This is a genomic window from Falsirhodobacter sp. 20TX0035, assembly GCF_028307215.1.
Taxonomy (GTDB): Bacteria; Pseudomonadota; Alphaproteobacteria; order Rhodobacterales; family Rhodobacteraceae; genus Falsirhodobacter.
This window is the reverse complement of sequence record NZ_JAQMHV010000003.1, coordinates 177,146-199,158: the sequence shown is the minus strand read 5'-3', so window position 1 is coordinate 199,158 and position 22,013 is coordinate 177,146. Positions and strand designations below refer to the sequence as shown.

Annotated in this window: 20 protein-coding genes; 11 read left to right on the top strand and 9 right to left on the bottom strand. The window is 64.3% G+C overall.

Translation table 11 applies throughout. The features are described 5' to 3' along the window. The first annotated feature begins 97 nt into the window (after positions 1-97). Entirely contained in the window at positions 98-1,300 is a 1,203-nt protein-coding gene (locus PIJ50_RS06315; protein ID WP_271973696.1) for a DUF2254 domain-containing protein, read from the top strand. A gap of 183 nt (positions 1,301-1,483) precedes the next feature. Here PIJ50_RS06315 and PIJ50_RS06310 read toward each other — a convergent pair whose 3' ends face one another. Next, positions 1,484-2,383 (bottom strand): LysR family transcriptional regulator, encoded by a 900-nt coding sequence (locus tag PIJ50_RS06310; RefSeq protein ID WP_271973695.1) that lies wholly within the window; start codon positions 2,381-2,383, stop codon positions 1,484-1,486. Between the two features lie 162 nt (positions 2,384-2,545). Here PIJ50_RS06310 and PIJ50_RS06305 point away from each other — a divergent pair, with 162 nt between their 5' ends. Together PIJ50_RS06305 and PIJ50_RS06300 are read left to right on the top strand one after the other, a co-directional pair. Continuing rightward, a complete protein-coding gene (locus PIJ50_RS06305; protein ID WP_271973694.1) occupies positions 2,546-3,256 on the top strand; it encodes an alpha/beta hydrolase in 711 nt (236 codons plus the stop codon). Beyond that, complete coding sequence (locus PIJ50_RS06300) at positions 3,253-4,014, top strand: SDR family NAD(P)-dependent oxidoreductase (protein ID WP_271973692.1); 762 nt, start codon at positions 3,253-3,255, stop codon at positions 4,012-4,014. Before PIJ50_RS06305 ends, PIJ50_RS06300 begins: the two co-directional genes overlap by 4 nt. A gap of 507 nt (positions 4,015-4,521) precedes the next feature. On the opposite strand, the gene PIJ50_RS06295 is transcribed toward PIJ50_RS06300, so the two are convergent. Then, a complete protein-coding gene (locus PIJ50_RS06295; RefSeq protein WP_271973690.1) occupies positions 4,522-5,976 on the bottom strand; it encodes a family 16 glycosylhydrolase in 1,455 nt (484 codons plus the stop codon). A 181-nt stretch (positions 5,977-6,157) separates the two neighbouring features. Beyond that, positions 6,158-7,546, bottom strand: coding sequence for a CYTH and CHAD domain-containing protein (locus PIJ50_RS06290; protein ID WP_271973689.1), 1,389 nt, complete (start codon positions 7,544-7,546; stop codon positions 6,158-6,160). 129 nt (positions 7,547-7,675) lie between these two features. Between PIJ50_RS06290 and PIJ50_RS06285 the strand changes: the two genes are divergently transcribed. Continuing rightward, positions 7,676-9,691 carry an NAD(+) synthase gene (locus PIJ50_RS06285; RefSeq protein WP_271973687.1) on the top strand — a complete coding sequence of 672 codons (2,016 nt, stop codon included), beginning with the start codon at positions 7,676-7,678 and terminating at the stop codon, positions 9,689-9,691. On the opposite strand, the gene PIJ50_RS06280 is transcribed toward PIJ50_RS06285, so the two are convergent. The 5 genes from PIJ50_RS06280 to ndk form a co-directional block, all read right to left on the bottom strand. Further along, a complete protein-coding gene (locus PIJ50_RS06280; protein ID WP_271973685.1) occupies positions 9,692-9,817 on the bottom strand; it encodes a small membrane protein YohP in 126 nt (41 codons plus the stop codon). 48 nt (positions 9,818-9,865) lie between these two features. Next, positions 9,866-11,290, bottom strand: coding sequence for an NAD(P)(+) transhydrogenase (Re/Si-specific) subunit beta (locus PIJ50_RS06275; protein WP_271973683.1), 1,425 nt, complete (start codon positions 11,288-11,290; stop codon positions 9,866-9,868). A 10-nt stretch (positions 11,291-11,300) separates the two neighbouring features. Continuing rightward, positions 11,301-12,875: a Re/Si-specific NAD(P)(+) transhydrogenase subunit alpha gene (locus PIJ50_RS06270; protein WP_271973682.1), complete on the bottom strand. Its 1,575-nt coding sequence runs from the start codon at positions 12,873-12,875 to the stop codon at positions 11,301-11,303. Between the two features lie 111 nt (positions 12,876-12,986). After that, entirely contained in the window at positions 12,987-13,739 is a 753-nt protein-coding gene (locus tag PIJ50_RS06265) for a VOC family protein (RefSeq protein ID WP_271973681.1), read from the bottom strand. Between the two features lie 103 nt (positions 13,740-13,842). Continuing rightward, positions 13,843-14,265 carry a nucleoside-diphosphate kinase gene (gene ndk, locus PIJ50_RS06260; RefSeq protein WP_271973679.1) on the bottom strand — a complete coding sequence of 141 codons (423 nt, stop codon included), beginning with the start codon at positions 14,263-14,265 and terminating at the stop codon, positions 13,843-13,845. Between the two features lie 490 nt (positions 14,266-14,755). On the opposite strand from ndk, the gene nrdH reads away from it, so the two are divergent. The 7 genes from nrdH (at position 14,756) to minE (ending at position 20,759) form a co-directional block, all read left to right on the top strand. Beyond that, positions 14,756-14,977 (top strand): glutaredoxin-like protein NrdH, encoded by a 222-nt coding sequence (gene nrdH / locus PIJ50_RS06255; protein WP_271973678.1) that lies wholly within the window; start codon positions 14,756-14,758, stop codon positions 14,975-14,977. Between the two features lie 4 nt (positions 14,978-14,981). Next, a complete protein-coding gene (nrdI, locus tag PIJ50_RS06250) occupies positions 14,982-15,383 on the top strand; it encodes a class Ib ribonucleoside-diphosphate reductase assembly flavoprotein NrdI (protein ID WP_271973677.1) in 402 nt (133 codons plus the stop codon). Between the two features lie 35 nt (positions 15,384-15,418). Beyond that, positions 15,419-17,500 carry a class 1b ribonucleoside-diphosphate reductase subunit alpha gene (gene nrdE / locus PIJ50_RS06245; RefSeq protein ID WP_334212720.1) on the top strand — a complete coding sequence of 694 codons (2,082 nt, stop codon included), beginning with the start codon at positions 15,419-15,421 and terminating at the stop codon, positions 17,498-17,500. A gap of 171 nt (positions 17,501-17,671) precedes the next feature. Further along, the gene (gene nrdF, locus PIJ50_RS06240) at positions 17,672-18,649 is read left to right on the top strand and encodes a class 1b ribonucleoside-diphosphate reductase subunit beta (protein WP_271973673.1); all 978 of its coding nucleotides are present in this window, start codon (positions 17,672-17,674) and stop codon (positions 18,647-18,649) included. A gap of 234 nt (positions 18,650-18,883) precedes the next feature. Then, complete coding sequence (minC, locus tag PIJ50_RS06235) at positions 18,884-19,642, top strand: septum site-determining protein MinC (protein WP_271973671.1); 759 nt, start codon at positions 18,884-18,886, stop codon at positions 19,640-19,642. Further along, positions 19,639-20,487: a septum site-determining protein MinD gene (gene minD, locus PIJ50_RS06230; RefSeq protein ID WP_271973669.1), complete on the top strand. Its 849-nt coding sequence runs from the start codon at positions 19,639-19,641 to the stop codon at positions 20,485-20,487. Before minC ends, minD begins: the two co-directional genes overlap by 4 nt. After that, the gene (minE, locus tag PIJ50_RS06225) at positions 20,484-20,759 is read left to right on the top strand and encodes a cell division topological specificity factor MinE (RefSeq protein WP_271973667.1); all 276 of its coding nucleotides are present in this window, start codon (positions 20,484-20,486) and stop codon (positions 20,757-20,759) included. Before minD ends, minE begins: the two co-directional genes overlap by 4 nt. A gap of 198 nt (positions 20,760-20,957) precedes the next feature. Here minE and PIJ50_RS06220 read toward each other — a convergent pair whose 3' ends face one another. Next, positions 20,958-21,947, bottom strand: coding sequence for a YihY/virulence factor BrkB family protein (locus tag PIJ50_RS06220; protein WP_271973665.1), 990 nt, complete (start codon positions 21,945-21,947; stop codon positions 20,958-20,960). Positions 21,948-22,013 lie beyond the last annotated feature (66 nt).

Here is a 22,013-nt window from a genome sequence, read left to right as displayed (position 1 = left end):
CGAAGCGGGCGGAGTCGAATTGTAATGAAGCGGAGGGCCCGGATGGAACGGCACGCGCCAACGTCTCGTTGAGCCGCAGGCATAGATGGAGATACAGATGAGCCGCTGGAAATGGGTTCTCACCCGGCTGACGCGCAGGCTCTGGCTCCGAACAACGTTGATCGGGATGCTTGGGATCGCGGTTGCGATACTTGCTGCCGTGGTGGAAAGGTTCATCCCATGGACGCTGCCCGGCAAGATCGGCGCTGACGCGGTCGGCGGACTCCTGAATATCATCGCCTCGTCGATGCTGGCAGTGACAACATTCTCTCTGAGTATCGTGACTGCGGCATATGGGTCTGCAACCAGCAACGTGACGCCCCGGGCGACCCGCTTGCTGATCGAGGATCGCGTCTCGCAGAATGCGCTCTCGACCTTCATCGGATCATTCCTGTTCGCCATTGTCGGGCTGATCGTGCTGCCTACAGGAGCCTATGGCGAGCGTGGGCGGATCGTGCTGTTCTTCTTCACCATCGGCATCATCGGGTTGATCGTTATATCGTTACTGCGGTGGATTGACCATCTGACCCGCCTTGGCCGCGTAGGGGAGACAGCGGGCCGTGTGGAAGCCGCCGCGCGCGAGGCGATAGAGCGGCGGCTGAAGAATCCCTATCTTGGCTGTCAGCCATATTACGACCCGCCGTCGCACGCCCATCCGATCCTCGCGCATGAGGTTGGCTATCTTCAGCACATCGACACTGCAGCCTTGCAAGCGGTTGCCAATCGGTTGGGCTGCCGCATCCACGTCTTGAAATTGCCAGGGGCTTTTATCTATCGCGGCACGATCCTCGGCTGGGCGACGGCTGAGGTCGAGGATGCACTGGATGCCTTTACGGTGGGCGAGGAGCGGTCTTTTGATCAGGACCCGCGCTTCGGTCTTGTGGTGTTGGCTGAAGTGGCGTCGCGGGCGCTATCCCCCGCCATGAATGATTCCGGCACCGCAATCGACATAATCGGGCGAATAACTCGGTTGCTGACACTCTGGGCCGAAGGGCCGCTGGACGTGGAACCGCAACATGATCGCGTCTACATGAAAGCCCTGAGCGACAACGACATGCTGGAGGATGCGTTCATGGTGATCGCTCGCGATGGTGCCGCAGCGGTGGAGATTCAAATTCGCTTGCAAAAATCGCTGGCGGCACTGACGGAACTTGGTTCATCTGAGTTCCGCACAGCTGTGGCGTTGCAATCGAAGCTTGCCTTGCAACGCGGAGATGCATTGCCGTTGGCTGCAGAGCGCCAAATGCTTGCCGCGCTTTAACTTCGGACATCGAACTGCAAGGTTTGCCCTGCAGCACCCGTCAGGCACGGGTCACCAGTCACCGGAGTGGGCACGTATGGCGTTAAAGTCAAAAGTCCGCTCCGGGCTCTGCACGTTGATCATGGGACAAAGCGGACGTTCGTCGGCGTCGATGTCCGGATAAGCGCCATAGGCATCTCACGCTCATCGCAGCTTTCTGGACTGGAGGTAATCGACCAGCGCCGCAAGCGCGGCGGATTTCTGATGCCTGCCGGGGTAGTAGAGATGATACCCCGACCAGAGCGGGCAGAACTCTTCAAGGCAGGTGCGAAGACGGCCCGCTGCCAGATGTTCCGAGACGTATGGTTCGAACAGGTAGATCAATCCTTGCCCCGCGAGCGCGGCCTCGATCAGCACATGGGCATCGTCGGCGATCAGCGGACCTTTGACGGCCATCTCGACGCGGCGTTGGCCCTGCCTGAACGACCATCGGAACAGGTCGCTGTGGCTCGCATGGCGATAGTTCAGGCAGGCGTGGTCGGCGAGATCTTCCAGACGCCACGGAACCCCGCGCCGGGCGAAGTAGTCGGGCGAGCCGATAACTACCGCGCGCAGGTCGGGACCGAGGGGCACGGCTGACATGTCCTGCTCCAGATGCGCACCCATCCGGATACCGGCATCGAACCCGGCCCCGACGATGTCGGTCAGCCGGTCGCTGATGCGCAGATCCACGATCACGTTCGGATATCGCTCCATGAACCCCGTCAGCGCAGGGATCATGATCGCTCTTGCCGGATATTCGAGGGAGGTCAGCCGCAGGGTGCCAACCACCCCGCCGCGCGCCTCCCTGAGCTCGGTCAGCCCGTCCTCGATCAGCCGAAGTGCCGGGTTCAACGAGTTCAGAAGGCGCTGTCCAGCCTCGGTCGGGCGCACGTTGCGCGTCGTCCGCGCCAGCAGGGGCAGGCCGATGCGTTGTTCCAGTGCGGCAATCGCCTGACTGATCCCCGACTGCGCGCATCCTAGCCGCAGGGCAGCGCGGGTGAAGCTGCCCTCCTCGGCCACCACCTGAAACAAGAGCAGGTCGGGAAGATCGCGACGATCCATTCATAGTCTCTGCTGATAAGCGCTATCATTACAATCAGTATAGTGATGGGTGCGGGCCATGGCTATCTCACATCCGGAAAGCAATGAGCAACGGCAGAGACACCAACAATGAACACTCTTCGCACTCTCTCACTGTTCGGAAGCGTAGCGCTTGGCACTCTAATGGCACTGCCGGGCATGGCCGCCGCTGACGTTCAGAACATCGTTCTGGTTCACGGGGGGAACGTCTATGGCAGCACCTGGCGAGAGGTCTACGAGCGCTTGATCGCACAGGACTTCAACGTCACGATCTCTCAACTGCCGATGACATCTGTCGAGGATGACATTGCGGCGGTCCAGCGAAACCTGGACGTTCAGGGCGGCCCGGTGCTGCTTGTCAGTCATTCATATGGCGGCGTGATCATCTCCGAAGCCGGTGGCGACCCGGACGTGAAAGGCCTCGTCTATGTCGCATCCTTCCAGCCGGACATCGGGGAAAGCGCCAACATGCTCCTGACCTCGGAGCCGACGGAGTTCACGGCTGACAAGCTCAAAATCTTTGACGATGGGCATTTCCTGCTCGGTGAAGACGCATTCGGCGCGCTGAACGGTAACGGCCTTTCTGACAAAGACGCCCGCTTCGTCGCAAGATCCCAGCCCATGACCAACTCGGCGAACCTCGCGCACGAGGTTGATGCTGCGGCGTGGAGCGGGAAGCCGAGTTGGGCCGTCATTGCTACCGAGGACCGGGTCATCGCGACCGGTCTGCAGCGCCGCATGGCCAAACGCGCGGGTTCGACGGTCGTCGAGATCGAAAACGGCCACATGCTGCCGATGACGAGCCCCGACGAGGTGGCCGAAGTGATCGCGCAGGCCGCCCGGACAGTGGAATGATGCCCCTCCAGTATGAGGACATGATCATGGGACGCATGACGGACAAGATCGCGCTGGTCGTTGGCGGCGCGAAGGGGATCGGTCGGTCGATCGCCGAGCGGCTGGCCGCCGAAGGCGCAAAGGTCTATCTGACCGGGCGGCAATCTGCGGATGTCGAACACACCGCGAAGGCTATCGGCCATGATGCGCGCGGCCTGATCGCAGACGCGAGCAATGCCGAGGATCTGGCGCAGGTGGTGCAGACGATCCGGCAAGAGCAGGGGCACATAGACGCGCTGGTCCTTAATGCAGGCATTACGGAGCCGGCATCACTGGGCCAAATGACCCCTGAACATTTCGACCGTCTTTTCTCCGTCAACGTGAAAGGACTGGTGTTCGGGCTTCAGGCAGCGGTTCCCATCATGCGTGAAGGGGGATCCGTCGTGCTGATGGGATCGGTCGCCGGGAGTGCGGGCATTGCCGACTATGCCACCTATGGTGCGACGAAGGCGGCTGTTCGTGCTTACGCCCGCACCTGGACGGCCGAGCTGGTCTCTCGCGGCATCCGCGTCAACGTTCTGGCACCCGCATCTACGGATACCGAGATGATGGCGGCTGTTCCAGACGACGTTCGCGCAGCCATCGTCGCGACCATACCAATGGGGCGTATGGCGCGCCCAAGCGAAGTTGCCTCTGCCGCACTTTTCCTACTCAGCGATGAGGCGAGCTTCATCGCAGGCGTGGAATTGTTCGTCGACGGCGGAATGCAACAGGTCTGAAGGTGGTGCCGGCCCAGTTGGCTGTGTTAGCCTAACACAGACGTGCGCCGTGCAGCGGCTGGCGTAAAGGTGAGCTAAGGGCTCCGAGCGTCGATTGAGACATCGCGAAGATTGATCCATGTTGAGGTTGCTGTAGGCAGGAGCAAAAGGGCTTGCAGATGACCACGATCCCTACGGTTAATACTTCTCGCCTGACCCTACGGCCGATGCTCGCCGCGGACTAGCACGGCTACCATGGTCTGATGGCATCAGAGCACTCCATCTACATGGGCGGCCCTTTCTCAGAAGCCGTGGCCTGGGGGATGTTCTGTGCGGACCACGCCCAATGGAGCCTGTTGTGTGGTGATAAGGGGCCGCCTTCGGGCGGCCTTTACGCATGGTCGCCAAGGCACCGGACGGATCTTCTGATTCAGGCTGGCGCACGGGCCTTTGGTACGGCCCCGGCAAATCTTGATCGGGCACGCTGCCGGCCTGAAGGCCGGCAGCTGTCGGTGGTCGCTTGCGGGGTCAGAGGAACAGGAAATCCTCAGTCCCAAGATCGGTGCTGACCACATCCTTCAGAAACAGGCTGTCGGTGTCGGACAGCACAACGCGCGTGCCCCCGCTTTCATCGCGCAGATGATAGCTGGAATGGCCCGCGATCTCGATCACGTCGCTGGTGTCGAAGTCGGTGATGATGTCGTGGCCGTCGCCTTTCGTGAAATGGAAGGTGTCGGCGCCCTTCCCCCCGGTCAGCACGTCGTTGCCAAGCCCGCCAATCAGCATGTCATACCCGCCGCCGCCGTCCAGCGTATCGGCACCCGCGAGACCCGAAAGGACGTTGGCGCCGTTGTTGCCCGTCAGCTGGTTGTTCGCGGCGTTGCCCGTGCCGTCGATGCTGGCGCCGGTGCGCAAGATCAGATCCTCCACATGGTCGGCCAGAACCCAGCCGACGCGGGCTTGAACGGTGTCGTGGCCGGCACTTGCGGCCTCGATCGTGCGATCCCCGGCCTCGTTCACAAGGTAGACGTCGTCGCCTGCCCCACCATGCATCGCATCGGCGCCTTTCTTGCCGTCCATGACATCGTCGCCGCCAAGCCCGAAGATGGTGTCGTCGCCACCATGGCCCTTCAGGAGGTCGTTCCCGTCCGTGCCCTGAATGCCGTCGTCCGAGGCGCCGTCATCGGTATCATCGGTGGGCGGCGCGTCCGGACCTTCGGATCCTGCGTCGGGGATGTAGTTGCTGCCATATTCGCCGGGCCGGATCTCGGCGTCCGCAAGGCTGGCGACCAGCGGCGCGCTCAGCCCCTTCCATTGGCCGGCCCATGCCTCCTGCCCCTTGTCCACCGCCCAGAGGTCGACGTAGCTGGTCATCGGGCCGATGTTCCACACGTCGCCCATCATGTCCTTGCCGCTGAACACGGCCACGACCTTTCCGTCCACGTAGAAGGTGGCGTCCTTGTTCGTCACCGTCACCTCGTAGGTGTGCTGCCCCTCGGCGGCGTTAAAGCCGAGGTCGATGATCGCGCGGTCCAGTTCGCTTGGCTTCAGGGTCATGTGGCGTCCGGCCGCATCCTCCATGTGGATGGCCAGATGGACCTTGGTGGTGTCCTCGCCCACGAACTCGAAGTCGAACTCGACCCAGGGCTGGTGCTGCCAGTCGGACTTGTAGGTGAACATGCCGAAGACGGCGCCCGGCACCATGTCGGGCGCCTGCGCGGTCCAGCTCCAGGTGCCCGTGGTGGCGGAGGTGGATCCCTGGATCTCGCCCCCTTCATAGGCGCGGCCGGATCCGGCGGGCGCGCGCGACAGGATCAGCTCCACATTGCCGTCCTTATCCTTGCGGACGTTGTCGGCCGACCATTGCATGAGGCCAGACTGCCCGGCGTTCCAGTCGGACACGAGCCAGCTGTCCTTTGAATGGGACTGGCCGATTTCATGAAGATCCAAGGGGGAACGGTTCTTGGAAGCGATGTATGTCATGGCATAACCTCGGTTTTTCCTGCGGAAACTCCCCAGTCCTGCTTAGGGGACACGGGGGGCACCGGCAAGTTCTCACGAGGTCGAGATGACACCTCGGTTTTCCCTGTGCAACCTTGGGTTGTGCTTCGCCTAAGTTCGTCGCGAACATGTGATGTCCGGATGGCGGCCCGCCGCCCGATCCTCAGGCCCAGAAGGGCTTGGCCTCCATCAGGTGGTCATAGGCGCCTTCCGCGGCGCGCAGCAGGCGCTTCCTCTGGCCTTTCGCCAGAAGGTCCGCGGCGCCCGGTTCCTCGCCGATGCCAAGGCGTTGCAGCAGATGCGGGGCGGCGGCAAGGTCGTTGAGGTCGCCCAGATGGTCCTGAAGCGTTTCCAGCGCGCCCAGGAACTTGCGGTGCCGCTTCGGCGCCTCGGCCACGAACAGGGGGGTGAAGAACTCCGTGGCATAGCGCAGCTTCTTGGCGTCCTTGCGAAGGTCGTGGCGCACCTCGTCCTCCAGCGTCGCAAGGCCCTTGCCGCCCTTCTTCACCTTGCGGCGATAGCGGAACAGCGCCTCTTGGGCGAATACGGTCACCGGCTCTTCCCGCAGAGTGGCGCGCGCGTCGTCCCGCAGCCAGTCGCCGTCGTGCAGCCAGGCCGCCAGATCCAGCAGCAGCATCCGGGTTTCGGCCGATCCCAGAACCTCGGCCACGGCGTCATGCGCCGCCTCGCGCGCGTTGCGGATGCGGGTGCCCAGCGGACCTTGCGGCGTGCGCAGCAGCAGGACGTCCAGATCCCGCGCCTGCCCCAGTTCGGAGGCCAGCACCCGCAGGCCTTCGCGCAAATCGGCGCCGCTGTCGCCCAGCATCGGCCGGAAGATGGAAAAGGCCGAACGCAACCGCCGCAACGCGACCCGCGCCTGGTGCAGCGGCTCGGCGGTCCGGCTGGTGATCAGAAGATCCTCGTTCTGGCGGAACTGGCCAAGGCAGGACCACGCGATCTCGCGGAAGGCGGTGGCGGCGGTCATCGTCGCCGTCAGCGGAACCTCGGCCGCCTTCAGGCGCAGGGGTGCAGGACCAACAAGGCGGTAACCGCGTTCGGCCTTCGACAGGGGCGCGACCTGCGCATCCCCGGCCAGACGGCGGGCCACAGGCACCAGCGCACCCGGTGCCCCGGTCAGGATCAGGTCGAGGATCGGGGCGCGGCGGTCGCCGGCGGCGATCTCCCCTTCGTCCAGCGCGACCTCCACGGTCTGACCCGCCTCCTCCACTGCCCAGCTGCGGCGGGTGTAGCGGGCGGTGAAGACCGGGACGAGATCGGCGGCCGCAGTCTTGCCCAAGGGGCCGGAGGGGTCCAGCACGGGAACGTCCCCCTCCACCAGCTTGTCACGTTCGCCCTGCGGGGTGCGGACGGTCTGCACTTGCCGGTCCGGCAAATGGCGGATGCGCAGCGAGGCGGCCATGGCGGCCAGCGCATGGTCGGGCGTGTCGAAATGCACCGCGTGGACCTGTTCGGCCTTCGTGGCGCCCGCTTCCCCCGCGATGCGTGCCGCCGTTTCCCCCGACACCTGCAGCCTGAGTTTCGCCTGTGTCATCCCGCTTCTCCTCGCATCACTGGTTACAGGAGTCATCGCCGGCGGACCGAAATCGTTCCCTTCCTTGTTTTACGGCGCGGGTCCGGGCGCTAGAACCGAAGGGACGCCCCCTTCGTGAAAGGTTCACGCATGCATTTCGCCTCGATCCACAGTCACGGCTTTGTCCGCGTGGCCACCTGCACCCCGTCGGTGCGGCCGGCGGACATCCCCTTCAACCGCGACGCCATCCGCGCCCGCATGGAGGAGGCGGACCGCGCGCATGTGGATGTGCTGATCTGCCCCGAACTGTGCATCACCGCCTATGCCATCGACGACCTGCTGTTGCAGGAGGCGGTGCTGACCGCGGCCGAAGAGGCGCTGGCCGATCTGGCCAAGGCCACGGCGAACCTGTCGCCCGTGGTGCTGGTGGGCCTGCCCCTGCGGCGGGACGGCAAGCTGTACAACTGCGCGGCCGTGCTCTCGAAGGGCGAAATCCTGGGCGTCGTGCCGAAATCCTTCCTGCCGAACTACCGCGAATACTACGAGAAGCGCTGGTTCGCCCATGGCCGTCATGCCGGCGGAGAGATCACGGTGGCGGGCCGCACCGTGCCCTTTGGCCCGGACCTGATCTTCGAGGCGGAGGACCTGCCCGGCCTGATCCTGCACGCCGAGATCTGCGAGGACTTCTGGTCGCCCACCCCGCCCTCCACCGCGGCGGCGCTGGCGGGGGCGGTGATCCTTGCGAACCTGTCGGCCTCCAACATCACGATCGGCAAGGCGGACGACCGGCACCTTTTGTGCGCGTCGCAGTCGATGCGCGCGGTGGCGGCCTATGCCTATTCCGCCGCCGGCGCAGGCGAAAGCACCACCGACATGGCGTGGGACGGTCAGGGCGGCATCTACGAGCTGGGCGAGATGCTGGCCCAGTCCGAACGCTTCGCCATGAACCCGGAGCTGTGCATCGCCGACGTGGACGCGGGCCGCATCCTGTCCGAGCGCATGCGCACCGGCACCTTCGCCGACGCGGCCGAGAACGGGCGCCCCTTCCGCCGTGTCCGTTTCGCCCACCGGCCGTCGACCAAGGACATCGGGTTCCACCGGGTGCAGCGCCGCTTCCCCTACATCCCCGCCCGCGCCGACAAGATCGACCAGGACTGCTATGAGGCGTTCAACATTCAGGTGGACGGCCTGCGCCGCCGGTTCGAGGCGACGCGCGGCGGCAAGATGATCCTCGGCATTTCGGGAGGGCTCGATTCCACGCACGCGCTGATCGTCGCGGCCAAGGTCTGTGACCGGCTGGGGCTGCCCCGGTCGACGATCCTCGGCTATACCATGCCGGGCTTTGCCACCAGCGAGGGGACGAAGTCCAACGCCTGGACCCTGATGCGCGCCATGGGGATCGAGGCGGCGGAGATCGACATCCGCCCCACGGCCACGCAGATGCTGTCGGACATGGGCCACCCCTTCGCCAAGGGGGAGCCCGTCTATGACATCACGTTCGAGAATGTGCAGGCCGGTCTTCGGACCGACTACCTGTTCCGGCTGGCCAACCACAACAACGGATTCGTCATCGGCACGGGCGATCTGTCGGAACTGGCTCTGGGCTGGTGCACCTATGGCGTGGGCGACCAGATGAGCCATTACGCCGTGAACTCCGGCGTGCCGAAGACGCTGATCCAGTACCTGATCCGCTGGGCCGCCACCTCGGACCAGTTCGACGAGGGCACGAACGCCGTGCTGCTGTCGATCCTGAACACCGAGATCTCGCCCGAACTGGTGCCGGGGGAAGAGCTTCAGGGAACGGAGGCCACGATTGGGCCGTACGAACTGCACGACTTCTTCCTGTTCCATATCCTGCGCTATGGCTTCGCGCCCTCGAAGGTCGCGTTCCTGACATGGCGGGCGTGGAGCGAGCTGGAGGCAGGCCGCTGGCCGGAAGACTGGCCGGAGGCGAAGAAGCACACCTATGACCTGCCGACCATCAAACGCTGGCTGGAAGGGTTCCTGAAACGGTTCTTCGCGTTCAGCCAGTTCAAGCGGTCGGCCATCCCGAACGGGCCGAAAGTGTCCGGCGGGGGCTCGCTCTCGCCACGCGGCGACTGGCGCGCCCCTTCGGATTCGGTGGCGCAGGTCTGGCTGGACGACCTGGCCCGCGTGCCGGATTGATCAGAAGATCAGCTTCAGAAGCAGGATCACCACGATCAGGCCGATGAGGAAGATGACGCCGATGGTGCCGCCGATGAACTTGAACATGTGTAGCCTCCTGTTTCGGAAGCAACGCGGTTGCCGCACCTGACGTTCCGAAATGAAAACGCCCCGCGGCTGCGGGGCGTTCTTGGTTCAGGCGATCAGGTTGACCAGCTGGCCGATGGACCCCTTGGCGTCACCATAGAACATCCGGGTGTTCTCCTTGAAGAACAGCGGATTCTCGATCCCGGAATAGCCGGTGCCTTGGCCGCGCTTGGACACGAAGACCTGCTTGGCCTCCCACACGCGCAGAACGGGCATGCCGGCGATGGGGGAGTTCGGATCCTCCTGCGCGGCGGGGTTCACGATGTCGTTCGACCCGATGACGATGACCACGTCGGTGGAGGCGAAGTCGTCGTTGATCTCGTCCATCTCCAGCACGATGTCGTAGGGAACGCGCGCTTCGGCCAGAAGGACGTTCATGTGGCCCGGAAGACGGCCCGCGACGGGGTGGATGCCGAAGCGGACCGTCTTGCCCGCCGCGCGCAGCTTGCGCGTCAGTTCCGACACCGCCTGCTGGGCCTGCGCCACGGCCATGCCGTAGCCCGGCACGATGATGACGCTGTCGGCGTCGTTCAGGGCATTGGCCACGCCCTCGGCGTCGATGGCGACCTGCTCCCCCTCGATCGCCATGGCGGGGCCGGTGGTGGTGCCGAAACCGCCCAGGATCACGCTGACGAAGGACCGGTTCATCGCCTTGCACATGATGTAGGACAGGATCGCGCCCGAAGACCCGACCAACGCCCCTGTGACGATTAGAAGATCGTTCGACAAGGAGAAGCCGATGGCCGAAGCCGCCCAGCCCGAATAGCTGTTGAGCATCGACACCACGACCGGCATGTCCGCCCCGCCGATGCCCATGATCAGGTGATAGCCGATGAACAGCGCGCAGACCGTCATCAGCAGAAGCGTCCAGCCGCCCGCACCGTTGCAATAGGCGATCAGCAGGATCAGCGAAAAGGCCGCGGCGCCCGCGTTCAGCCAGTGGCCGCCCGGAAGCTTGGTGGCCTTGCTGTTGATCTTGCCCGACAGCTTGCCGAAGGCCACGATGGACCCTGTGAAGGTCACGGCGCCCACGAAGACGCCGATGAACGTCTCCACCTTCAGGATCGCGATCTCGGCCGGGGTCTTGTGGGCGATCAGATATTCGAAGCCCGTCAGCAGCCCCGCATCCAGACCCAGCACGCGCGTCATGACGATGTGCGTGTTGAAGCCGATGAAGACGGCGGCCAGACCCACGAAGCTGTGGAGTGCGGCGACCAGTTGCGGCATCGCCGTCATCTCAACCGTCTTGGCCAGATACCAGCCGATGCCCGCGCCGATCAGGATCGCCAGCAGCACCAGCGGCAGATAGCCCGCGCCGGGGCCGAACAGCGTGGCGATGACCGCCAGCGCCATGCCCGCGATGCCGTACCACACGGCGCGCTTGGCGCTTTCCTGCCCCGAAAGCCCGCCGAGGCAGAGGATGAAGAGAATTGCGGCCGCGATGTAGGCCGCGGAAACCAGTGCGTAATCCATGCCCGCCCCCTTACGATTTCTGGAACATGGCAAGCATGCGCCGCGTCACGAGGAAGCCCCCGACGATGTTGATGGTGGCGATCAGGATCGCGACAAAGGACAGAAGCACCACGAGGAACCCGCCCGCGCCCACCTGCACCAGCGAGCCGAGGATGATGATCCCCGACACCGCGTTGGTGACGGCCATCAGCGGCGTGTGCAGCGAATGCGACACGGCCCAGATCACCTGGAAGCCGATGAAGCAGGCCAGCACGAACACCACGAAATGCGCCATGAAGCTGGCCGGGGCCACCGCGCCGACCAGCAGCAGCAGCACCGTCGCCGCGACCAGAAGGCCGACCTGCGTCTTCGTCTGGTCCTTGAATTTCGCGACCTCGGCCGCGCGTTTTTCCTCGACCGTCAGCTCCTTGGCCTTTTCGCGCGGTTTCTGCGCGGCGATGGCGTTGATCTTCAGGGGCGGCGGCGGGAAGGTGACGGCGCCGTCATGCGTGGCCGTGGCCGTGCGGATGACGTCATCGTCCATGTTGTGGTCGATCACGCCATCCTTCTTCGGCGTAAGATCGGCCAGCATGTGCCAGATGTTGTTGGAATAAAGCGTGGAGGACTGCGTCGCCATCCGGCTGGGGAAGTCGGTGTAGCCGACGATGGTCACGCCATTGTCGGTCACGAACTTTTCGTCCGGCTTGGTCAGGTCGCAGTTGCCACCGCGTTCGGCCGCAAGGTCGATGATGACCGATCCGGGCTTCATCACCGCGACCATGTCCTCGGTCCAGAGCTTGGGCGCGGGGCGGCCGGGGATCAGGGCTGTGGTGATGACGATGTCGATGTCAGGCGCCAGTTCGCGGAACTTCTTCAGCTGCGCGTCGCGGAACTCGGGGGAAGATGGTGCTGCGTATCCGCCCGTCGCGGCCCCGTCCTGCCCGGCTTCGGCGAAGTCGAGATAGACGAACTCCGCCCCCATGGATTCAATCTGTTCGGCCACTTCGGGACGCACGTCGAAGGCCAGCGTGATCGCGCCAAGGCTGGTGGAGGTGCCAATGGCCGCAAGTCCCGCCACGCCCGCGCCCACGATCAGCACGCGCGCGGGGGGCACCTTGCCCGCCGCCGTCACCTGCCCCGTGAAGAAGCGGCCGAAGTTGTTCCCCGCCTCGATCACCGCGCGGTAGCCCGCGATGTTGGCCATCGACGACAGCGCGTCCATCTTCTGCGCGCGGCTGATGCGGGGCACCATGTCCATCGCGACCACGGTGGCGCCGCGATCCTTCACCTGCTCCAGCAGCTCGGCGTTCTGGGCGGGCCAGAAGAAGCTGATGAGGGTCTGGCCGTCGCGCAGAAGGCCCACTTCGGACGCCTCGGGCCCGCGGACCTTCACGACCACATCGGCCTCGGCGAACAGCGCCGCCGCGTCGGGAACCACCGTCACGCCGGCCTTGGCATAGGCGTCGTCGGTGAAGCCGGCCTTGGCGCCCGCACCCGCTTCGATCAGGCACGTGTGCCCCAGCTTCTGGATCTGCAGGGCGCTGTCGGGTGTCATGGCCACCCGCGCTTCGCCTGCGAAGATCTCTCTTGCCGCTCCGATCTTCAAATGTCTGTCCCCCTTCCGAAGAATGTTCTTCTTGTGCGGGGGCAGTAAGCACACGGGAATGAGAGGTTGCAAGGCATGCGGCAAGTATACTTGGGCATGCCTTGGCACACGTCAGGACACGAAGCGGATCGGGGTGCCCCAAGGGTCCTCGGTCACCTGCGCCGGCAGACCCAAGATCTCCACCTCTGCCAGCCCGGTGGAGGGGAAACTGCGTGGCACGGCGCCGCGGCTGTTCCAGACGTTGGTGGCGATGTGGTGGTGATAGCCGTTCCAGCCGAAGAAGGTGCCGCCGGGATAGCGGTGGGTGATGTCGGCGCCCTGCCCGGTCCAGAACTCCTCGGCCACCGGCAGCGCGCCGACCTGAAGGTGGACGTGGCCGACGGTGGTGCTCGATGGCGCGCCGGACCACCGCTGCCCCGTCTGCGCCAGCGCGTCCAGATCCAGGGGATAGGTGCCCATGCGGACGATGCCGTCCGTCCAGGCCCAGTCGGACCGCGGACGGTCCCAGTAGACCTCGATCCCGTTGCCCTCGGGGTCGTGCATGTAAAGCGCCTCGCTCACGTCATGATCGGACGCGCCGGCCAGCGGCAAGCGCGATCCGACGGCGTGCAGAAGCCAGCTGGCCAGATCCCGGCGTTCGGGCAGAAGAAAGGCGGTGTGGAAAAGGCCGGCCTCGCGCCCCTCGGGGCGGCGGGCGGCGGGATCGGCGCGCAGAACCAGGAGCGGGGCGTCCGCGCCCAGCAGGGCTTCGGCCGTGTCGGCGGACAGGACGTTCAGGCCAAGGGCGTCGCGGTAGAAGGCGGTCATCTTCGGCAGGTCGTTCACGGTCAGCGTGACGCGGCCGATGCGGGGGGCGTGGGTCATCTTCGGTCTCCTTCGCCGGGAAACCTATGCGCACGCCCGCAGCCGCGGTAGCGGAGGTTCGGGGCCCGTTCGCACAGATGTTGTGCGGGGCCCCGAAGCCGGATCAGCCGACCAGTTCGAGGCCGGAGAAGAAGAAGGCGATCTCTTCCTTGGCGGTTTCGGGCGCGTCCGAACCGTGGACCGAGTTCTCGCCGACCGAAAGAGCGAATTCTTTGCGGATGGTGCCGGCGTCGGCGTTGGCCGGGTTGGTGGCGCCCATCACTTCACGGTTCTTGGCAATGGCGCCTTCGCCTTCCAGGACCTGCACGACGACCGGTTCGGACGCCATGAACTCGACCAGTTCACCGTAGAAGGGACGCTCGGCGTGCACTTCGTAAAACTTGCCGGCCTGCGCGGTCGACAGGTGCAGGCGCTTCTGCGCGACAATGCGGAGGCCCGCTTCCTCGAACTTGGCGTTGATCTTGCCGGTCAGGTTGCGGCGGGTCGCGTCGGGCTTGATGATCGACAGGGTGCGTTCGATGGCCATGTTGGTCTCTCTGTGCAGTCAATGGGCCCCAATGGCCCGGTTCCGCCGCCGTGCTAGCATGCGAGGGGTCCGATGAAAAGATCGTCGTGGCGATCACGCAACAGGCGGCGGCGACCCGCCCGCCGGATGTGTCAAGCGAACCAATGTCTTGCCCCGGCTGGCGGAAACAGGGGTTTCACTTATCCACAACTTCATTCACCGAAATCTGCCAAGGCCCTCGCATTCCAGATTGAGACTCGGATCGTGTGGCGCTATATCTAGACAAGAGGCGCGGATGCCCCCCTAGGGGTTGATGCGAAGGATCGCCAAACGCCCTTTTATTGTTGGGCGCCCGACATCCGGCCAAGGGGACGCGGCACCATATCCTGTGGTGCCGAACCTGTCTTCCCGGGTCCCCTCGACCAGATCATGACCACGGGCCCGGGGCCCGGTGGCTGGCCCATCGGGGCCGGACGCCGGGGGACCGGCCCGCTCCATTGGGACGAAAACGATGACCGTGACGCTCTATTCCAAACCCGCCTGCGTGCAATGCGATGCCACGAAGCGCGCGCTGGACAAGCAGGGAATCGCATACACCATCGTCGACCTGTCGGAAGACGCGGCGGCGCTGGAACTCGTGACCGGCATGGGCTATCGCCAGGCGCCGGTCGTGGTGGCGGGCACCGATCACTGGGCGGGCTTCCGTCCCGACAAGATCGGCGCGCTGGCCTGACGACGTGACGGGGCTGGTCTACTACTCGTCCGGCTCCGGCAACACGCGGCGGTTCGTGGAACGGCTGGGCCTGCCCGCCACGCGGATCGCGGCCGACACGCGGGTGACGGAGCCTTTCGTCCTGATCACCCCCAGCTATTCCGACGGTGAAGGGCATGGCGCTGTCGCCAAGCCCGTGATCCGGTTCCTGAACGACCCGGCGAACCGGGCCCTGATCCGTGGCGTCATCGGCACGGGTAACCTGAATTTCGGGGAACATTTCGCCTTGGCGGGCAAGATCATCGCCACGAAATGCCAAGTCCCCCTGCTCTACACATTTGAACTCGCCGGCACCGAAGAAGATGTGGCCCGCGTCAGGCAAGGATTGGAAACGTTTTGGACACGGCAACGCTCGATCGGCCCGTAGAGTCGTCTTCGCTGGATTATCACGCGCTGAACGCGATGCTGAACCTTTACGACGCCGAGGGGAAGATCCGCTTCGACGCCGACCGGCGCGCGGCGAAGGAATACTTCCTGCAGCACGTGAACCAGAACACGGTGTTCTTCCATTCGTTGGAGGAAAAGCTCGGCTATCTGGTCCGCGAGGGGTATTACGAGACCGAGGTGCTGGACCAGTATTCCCGCCCCTTCCTGCGCGGGATCTGGGACGCGGCCTATGCCAAGCGCTTCCGCTTCCCGACCTTCCTGGGCGCGTTCAAGTATTACACCAGCTACACGCTGAAGACGAAGGACGGGAAGCGCTATCTGGAGCGTTACGAGGACCGCGTCTGCATGCTGGCCCTGACGCTGGCCCAAGGTGATGAAACCCTTGCTATGCAGCTGATGGAGGAGGTCATCGATGGCCGCTTCCAGCCCGCGACGCCCACCTTCCTGAACGCCGGCAAGAAGCAGCGCGGCGAGCTGATCTCCTGCTTCCTGCTGCGGCTTGAGGACAACATGGAGAGCATCGGCCGCTCCATCAACTCCGCCCTGCAGCTGTCCAAGCGTGGCGGCGGCGTCGCCCTGATGCTGACCAACCTGCGCGAGGCGGGCGCCCCGATCAAGGGGATCGAGAACCAGTCCTCGGGCGTGATCCCGGTGATGAAGCTTCTGGAGGATTCCTTCTCCTACGCCAACCAGCTTGGGGCGCGTCAGGGCGCGGGTGCGGTCTATCTGAACTGCCACCACCCGGACATCCTGAAGTTCTTGGATACCAAGCGCGAGAATGCGGACGAGAAGATCCGCATCAAGACGCTGTCGCTGGGCGTCGTGATCCCGGACATCACCTTCGAACTCGCGAAGAAGAACGAGGACATGTATCTGTTCTCGCCGCATGACGTGCAGAAGGTCTATGGCGTTCCCTTCTCCGAAATCTCGGTCACCGAGAAGTATCGCGAGATGGTGGACAACCCGCGCATCAAGAAAAAGAAGATCAAGGCGCGCGACTTCTTCCAGATCATCGCCGAGATCCAATTCGAGAGCGGCTATCCCTACATCATGTTCGAGGACACGGTGAACCGCATGAACCCGGTAAAGGGGCGGATCACCATGTCCAACCTTTGCTCGGAAATCCTGCAGGTGAACGAGGCGTCGGAGTTCAACGAGGATCTGAGCTACAAGCACCTCGGGACCGACATCTCCTGCAACCTCGGGTCGCTGAACATCGCCAAGACCATGGACGGGCCGGATTTCGGGCTGACGGTGGAAACCTCCGTCCGGGCGCTCACGGCGGTGTCGGTGATGTCGGCGATCGATTCGGTCCCGTCGATCCGGCGCGGCAACGACGAATCTCACGCGATCGGTCTGGGCCAGATGAACCTGCACGGGTTCCTCGCGCGGGAACGGATCCATTACGGTAGCCCTGAGGGCATCGACTTCACCCGCGCCTATTTCGCCGCCATCGCCTTCCACGCGATCCGCGCGTCGAATCTGCTGGCGGTGGAGCGTAACGAGGTCTTCAAGGGCTTCGAGGAGTCGAAATACGCGAGCGGCGAGTTCTTCGACAAGTACACCGAGCAGGACTGGCTGCCCGAGACGGAAACCGTGACGGCCCTGTTCCAGAAGTTCGGGGTGGCGCTGCCGACCCGCGCCGAATGGGCGGACCTGAAGGCGCGCGTCATGGCGACGGGGATCTACAACCGCAACCTGCAGGCCGTGCCGCCGACGGGATCGATCAGCTACATCAACAACTCGACTTCTTCGATCCACCCGATCGTGTCGAAGATCGAGATCCGCAAGGAAGGCAAGATCGGCCGCGTCTATTATCCGGCCGCCTTCATGGACAACGACAACCTGGAATACTACCAGGACGCGTATGAGATCGGGCCCGAGAAGATCATCGACACCTATGCCGCCGCGACCGAGCATGTGGACCAAGGCCTTTCGCTGACGCTGTTCTTCAAGGACACTGCCACGACGCGCGACATCAACCGCGCCCAGATCTACGCCTGGAAGAAGGGCATCAAGACGATCTACTACATCCGCCTGCGCCAGCTTGCGCTGGAAGGCACCGAGGTCGAGGGCTGCGTCAGCTGCACCTTGTGATTCAACGGTCAGGCGAAACCACAGGACCGGCGGCATCTGCCGCCGGCCCGCAATCATGACATAATCCGTTGATTTACATAGGTTTTTAGACCTATAGAATCATGGATTTTTGCTTGCTCGCTGGTATGCTTCGTTATAGACGCTGCCTTGACACCATACAGCGAGATCGAAATGAACGCCCAGTCCCCGGTGCGCCGCACCCCTACCCGTGCCGTCAACTGGAACCGCGTGCAGGACGATACCGACCTGACGGTCTGGAACCGCCTGACCTCCAACTTCTGGCTGCCGGAAAAGGTGCCGCTGTCCAACGACATCCCGTCCTGGGCGACGCTGACCGATCACGAACAGCAGCTGACGATCCGCGTGTTCACCGGGCTCACGATGCTTGACACCGTGCAGGCGTCGGTCGGGGCGATGGCGATGATGCCGGACGCGGTCACGCCGCACGAAGAGGCGGTGCTGACCAACATCGCCTTCATGGAATCGGTCCATGCGCGGTCCTATTCGTCCATCTTCTCCACCCTTTGCGCGACGAAGGACATCGACGAGGCGTTCCGCTGGTCCGAGGAGAACCCGCACCTTCAGAAGAAGGCGCGGCTGGTGCTGGAGCATTACCGGTCCGCCGACCCGCTGCGCCGCAAGGTGGCCAGCGTCTTCCTTGAATCCTTCATGTTCTATTCCGGCTTCTACCTGCCGATGCACTGGTCCAGCCGCGCCAAGCTGACCAACACCGCCGACCTGATCCGCCTGATCATCCGGGACGAGGCGGTGCACGGCTACTACATCGGCTACAAGTTCCAGCGCGCGCTGGAGCGGGTGACCGAGGCCGAGCGGGCCGAGATCAAGGACTTCGCCTTCGCGATGATGTTCGACCTCTACGAGGTCGAGGAGGCCTACACCGAGGAGCTGTATGACGGCGTCGGCCTGTCCGAGGACGTGAAGAAGTTCCTGCACTACAACGCCAACAAGGCGCTGATGAACCTCGGCTACGAGGCGCTGTTCCCGTCTTCCGTCACCGACGTGAACCCGGCGATCCTGGCGGCTCTCAGCCCCAACTCGGACGAGAACCACGACTTCTTCTCGGGCTCCGGCTCCTCCTACGTGATCGGCAAGGCGGTCGCGACGGAAGACGAGGACTGGGACTTCTAATCCGGAGGCAGGTTTGACGAACGAAAGCGGCAGGTCTTCGGATCTGCCGCTTTGCACATCGCGGGTCGGGATATTTCTTTTCGCCGACCGGGGGCCCCGACCTTTACAATTTGGCGGGTTCCTGCTGAACACGCGAGCGGCACCTTCCCCGGAATGGCCGCTTCGTGAGAATGGACATCAACACCGGCGGAGCGGCTCGATTCGCGTCCGCCAGAATGCAGGAGCAGTTTCGCCGTGTCAGATCGATACGCCCGGACCCGTCGCGACCCCGGGCCGGCCACGGTCGCGGCCTTTCAGGTGCGCGGCCGCTTCCTGACCGCGCTTGCGCTTCGCATCGACACCGAACGTGCGGACGGTCCCTTCTATGCGCAGCTGGACGAACAGTTGCACAAGTCACCGCAGCTGTTCCTGGGCGCGCCGATCGTGCTGGACTTCGTGAACGCGCCGTCCTTTGCGGATCCCAACATCATTCGCGATCTGGTGGACAATCTGCGCCAGCGCGACCTGCGCGTCTTCGGGGTGCAGAACGCCGCGGGCGTCGGACCCTCGACGCTGCAATCCCTAGGCCTGATCGCCCTGCCCACGGGGCGCGAGGCGCCGCTGGCGCGGGACGCGGACCCTGCCCCCGCGGCGGACGCCGTCGCACCCGACGCGCCCCCCGTGGTGGAGAACAAGGTCATCCGCTCCCCCATCCGGTCGGGGCAGATGGTCGTGGCAGAACGGGGCGATCTGACGATCATCGGGTCCGTCGCCTCGGGCGCGGAACTGGTGGCGGCGGGGAACATCCACGTCTATGGCGCCCTGCGCGGCCGCGCGATGGCCGGCTGCCACGGGAACGAGGATGCCCATATCTTCTGCCAGAGCCTGAACGCCGAACTGGTGGCCATCGCGGGCCTTTACCAGACGAGCGAGACGCTGGAAGATGCGGCCCGCCAGCGGTGCACGCACATATACCTGGACAACGAGAAACTTTGCATGGAGGTGATCGCATGACGACGGAACCCGCAGAAAAGCCGCCCCTCGGGCGGGTCATCGTGATCACGTCCGGCAAGGGGGGCGTGGGTAAGACCACCTCCTCGGCCGCCATCTCGGCCGCGCTGGCCAAGAAGGGCTTCCGGACGGTCGTGGTGGACTTCGACGTCGGCCTGCGCAACTTGGACATGATCATGGGCTGCGAACGCCGGGTCGTCTTCGACTTCATCAACGTCATCCAGGGCGATGCGAAGCTGAAGCAGGCGCTGATCAAGGACAAGCGTCTGGACACGCTGTCGATCCTGCCCACCTCGCAGACCCGCGACAAGGACGCCCTGACGAAGGAGGGCGTGGAGCGGATCCTGAACGAGCTGAAGCAGGAGTTCGACTACATCGTCTGCGACAGCCCCGCCGGGATCGAGCGCGGTGCCCAGCTGGCGATGTATTTCGCCGACGAGGCCGTGGTCGTCACCAACCCCGAAGTCTCCTCGGTCCGCGACAGCGACCGGGTTCTGGGCCTGCTGAGCAGCCAGACCAAGCGCGCCGAAACCGCGGGCGCGGATCCGATCAAGGCGCAGGTGCTGATCACCCGCTACGACCCGTCGCGGGTGGAGATCGGCGAGATGATGACGGTGGAGGACGTGCTGGAGATCTTGGCCGTCCCGCTGCTGGGCGTGATCCCGGAAAGCAAGGCGATCCTGCGCGCGTCCAACGTCGGCACGCCGGTGGTGCTGGACGGCCCCTCGGCCGCGGCCGAGGCTTATGAGGACGCCGTGACCCGCCTGACCGGAACCGATCTTCAGATGCGCATCGTGGAAGAACGTCGCCCGGGCCTGTTCCAGCGTCTGTTCGGGCGGTCGGCATGAGCCTGTTCGACTTCATCCGCAAACAGCGCCCGCTCAAATCCGCCCAGACCGCGAAGGATCGCCTGCAGATCCTTCTGGCGCATGAACGCAGCAGCGGCAGCACCGGGGGGGCCGACTACCTGCCCATGCTGCAGCGCGACATCGTCGCCGCGATCCGCAAATACGTGGAGATCGGCGACAAGGATGTCGAGGTCCGCATGGAACGCGGCGACCAGATGTCGAGCCTCGAGATCAACATCGAGCTGCCCAAGACCGCGACGAAGGCGGAGTGAACGGGACCGGGGGGCGATCCCGGCCTGCGCTGACACAGTGGTCGACCTCATGCCGATCAGTTTCCAGCGGATGGCGTCGAAGGTGAATGCACAGGTTCGAAGCGATCCGGACGCGCGTTGACCAAGTGGGCTTCACGAACTGGCGCAGACTGCGCGAAAGCCGAAAACAGGTCCGGAGCGATCCGGGCCTGTGGCCATTCAGGACACGCCTTTGGCCACGTGATCGGCCGAATGGGCTTTCCGCTCCCCCATGGGGAGCGAGGGGCCGGTCGTGCTGTCCTTGTTGGTTTGCTTTTCGGCTTCCGAGTTGATCTCGGCCCCCACCAGCACGATGACCGAGGACAGCCAGAGCCAGGTCAGCAGGCCCATCACGGCACCGAGGGAGCCGTAGGTCTCGTTGAACTCCGCGAAATTCGAGGCGTAGAACGAAAAGAGCATCGAGAAGATGACCAGCGACACCGAGGCAAACAGCGCGCCTGGGCTGATCCAGCGCCAGCGAGCGGCTGCCCGGCTGGGAGCGAAGCGGTAAAGGCCGGCCAGCGTGGTCATCATCACCAGGAAGATGATCGGCCAGCGGATGAACAGGGCGGCCGCGGCCTCGCTTTTCGCCTCGATATGCACGAAGGACAGGACGGCGGGCAGAACGGCCACGGTGGCGATCATCACCAGAATCAGCGCCACGCAGGCGAACATCATGCCCAGAGAGATGAGGTTGAGCTTGATGAAGGACCGCTTCTCCACCTCGTTGTAGGCGACGTTCAGCGCCTCGATCATGGCCTTCACGCCGCTGTTGGCCGACCACATCGCGATCAGCAGCGAGGAGATGGAGGCAAAGGTCATGGTGGCCGCGTCGGTGGAGGCGATGCGCTTCACCTGGTCGGCGACGATGGACATGGTGTCGGACGGCACCACCTGATCCATCAGCGCAAGGTGATCCATCACCGTGGCCCGGTCGGCGAACAGCCCGTAGATCGACACGAATGCGGTGATGGCCGGCACCAGCGCCAGAAGCAGGAAGAACGTCATCCCGGCCGCAACGGCCAGCACCCGGTCCTGCATCACCGCGTTGAACACCCGCTGCGCGATCTGCCACCAGCCGCGGCGTGGAATCTCCAGCGGGGACCGCGCGCCGCGCCCGACGGGGGGATCTTCCTCGGGCAACGGCGTCTGGGCGACGTGTTCGGGCATGCTTAATCCTCTTGGGCGGAAAGGGCGGATCCGGGCCGCCTTCTGTTCCATCACGATCGATACAGC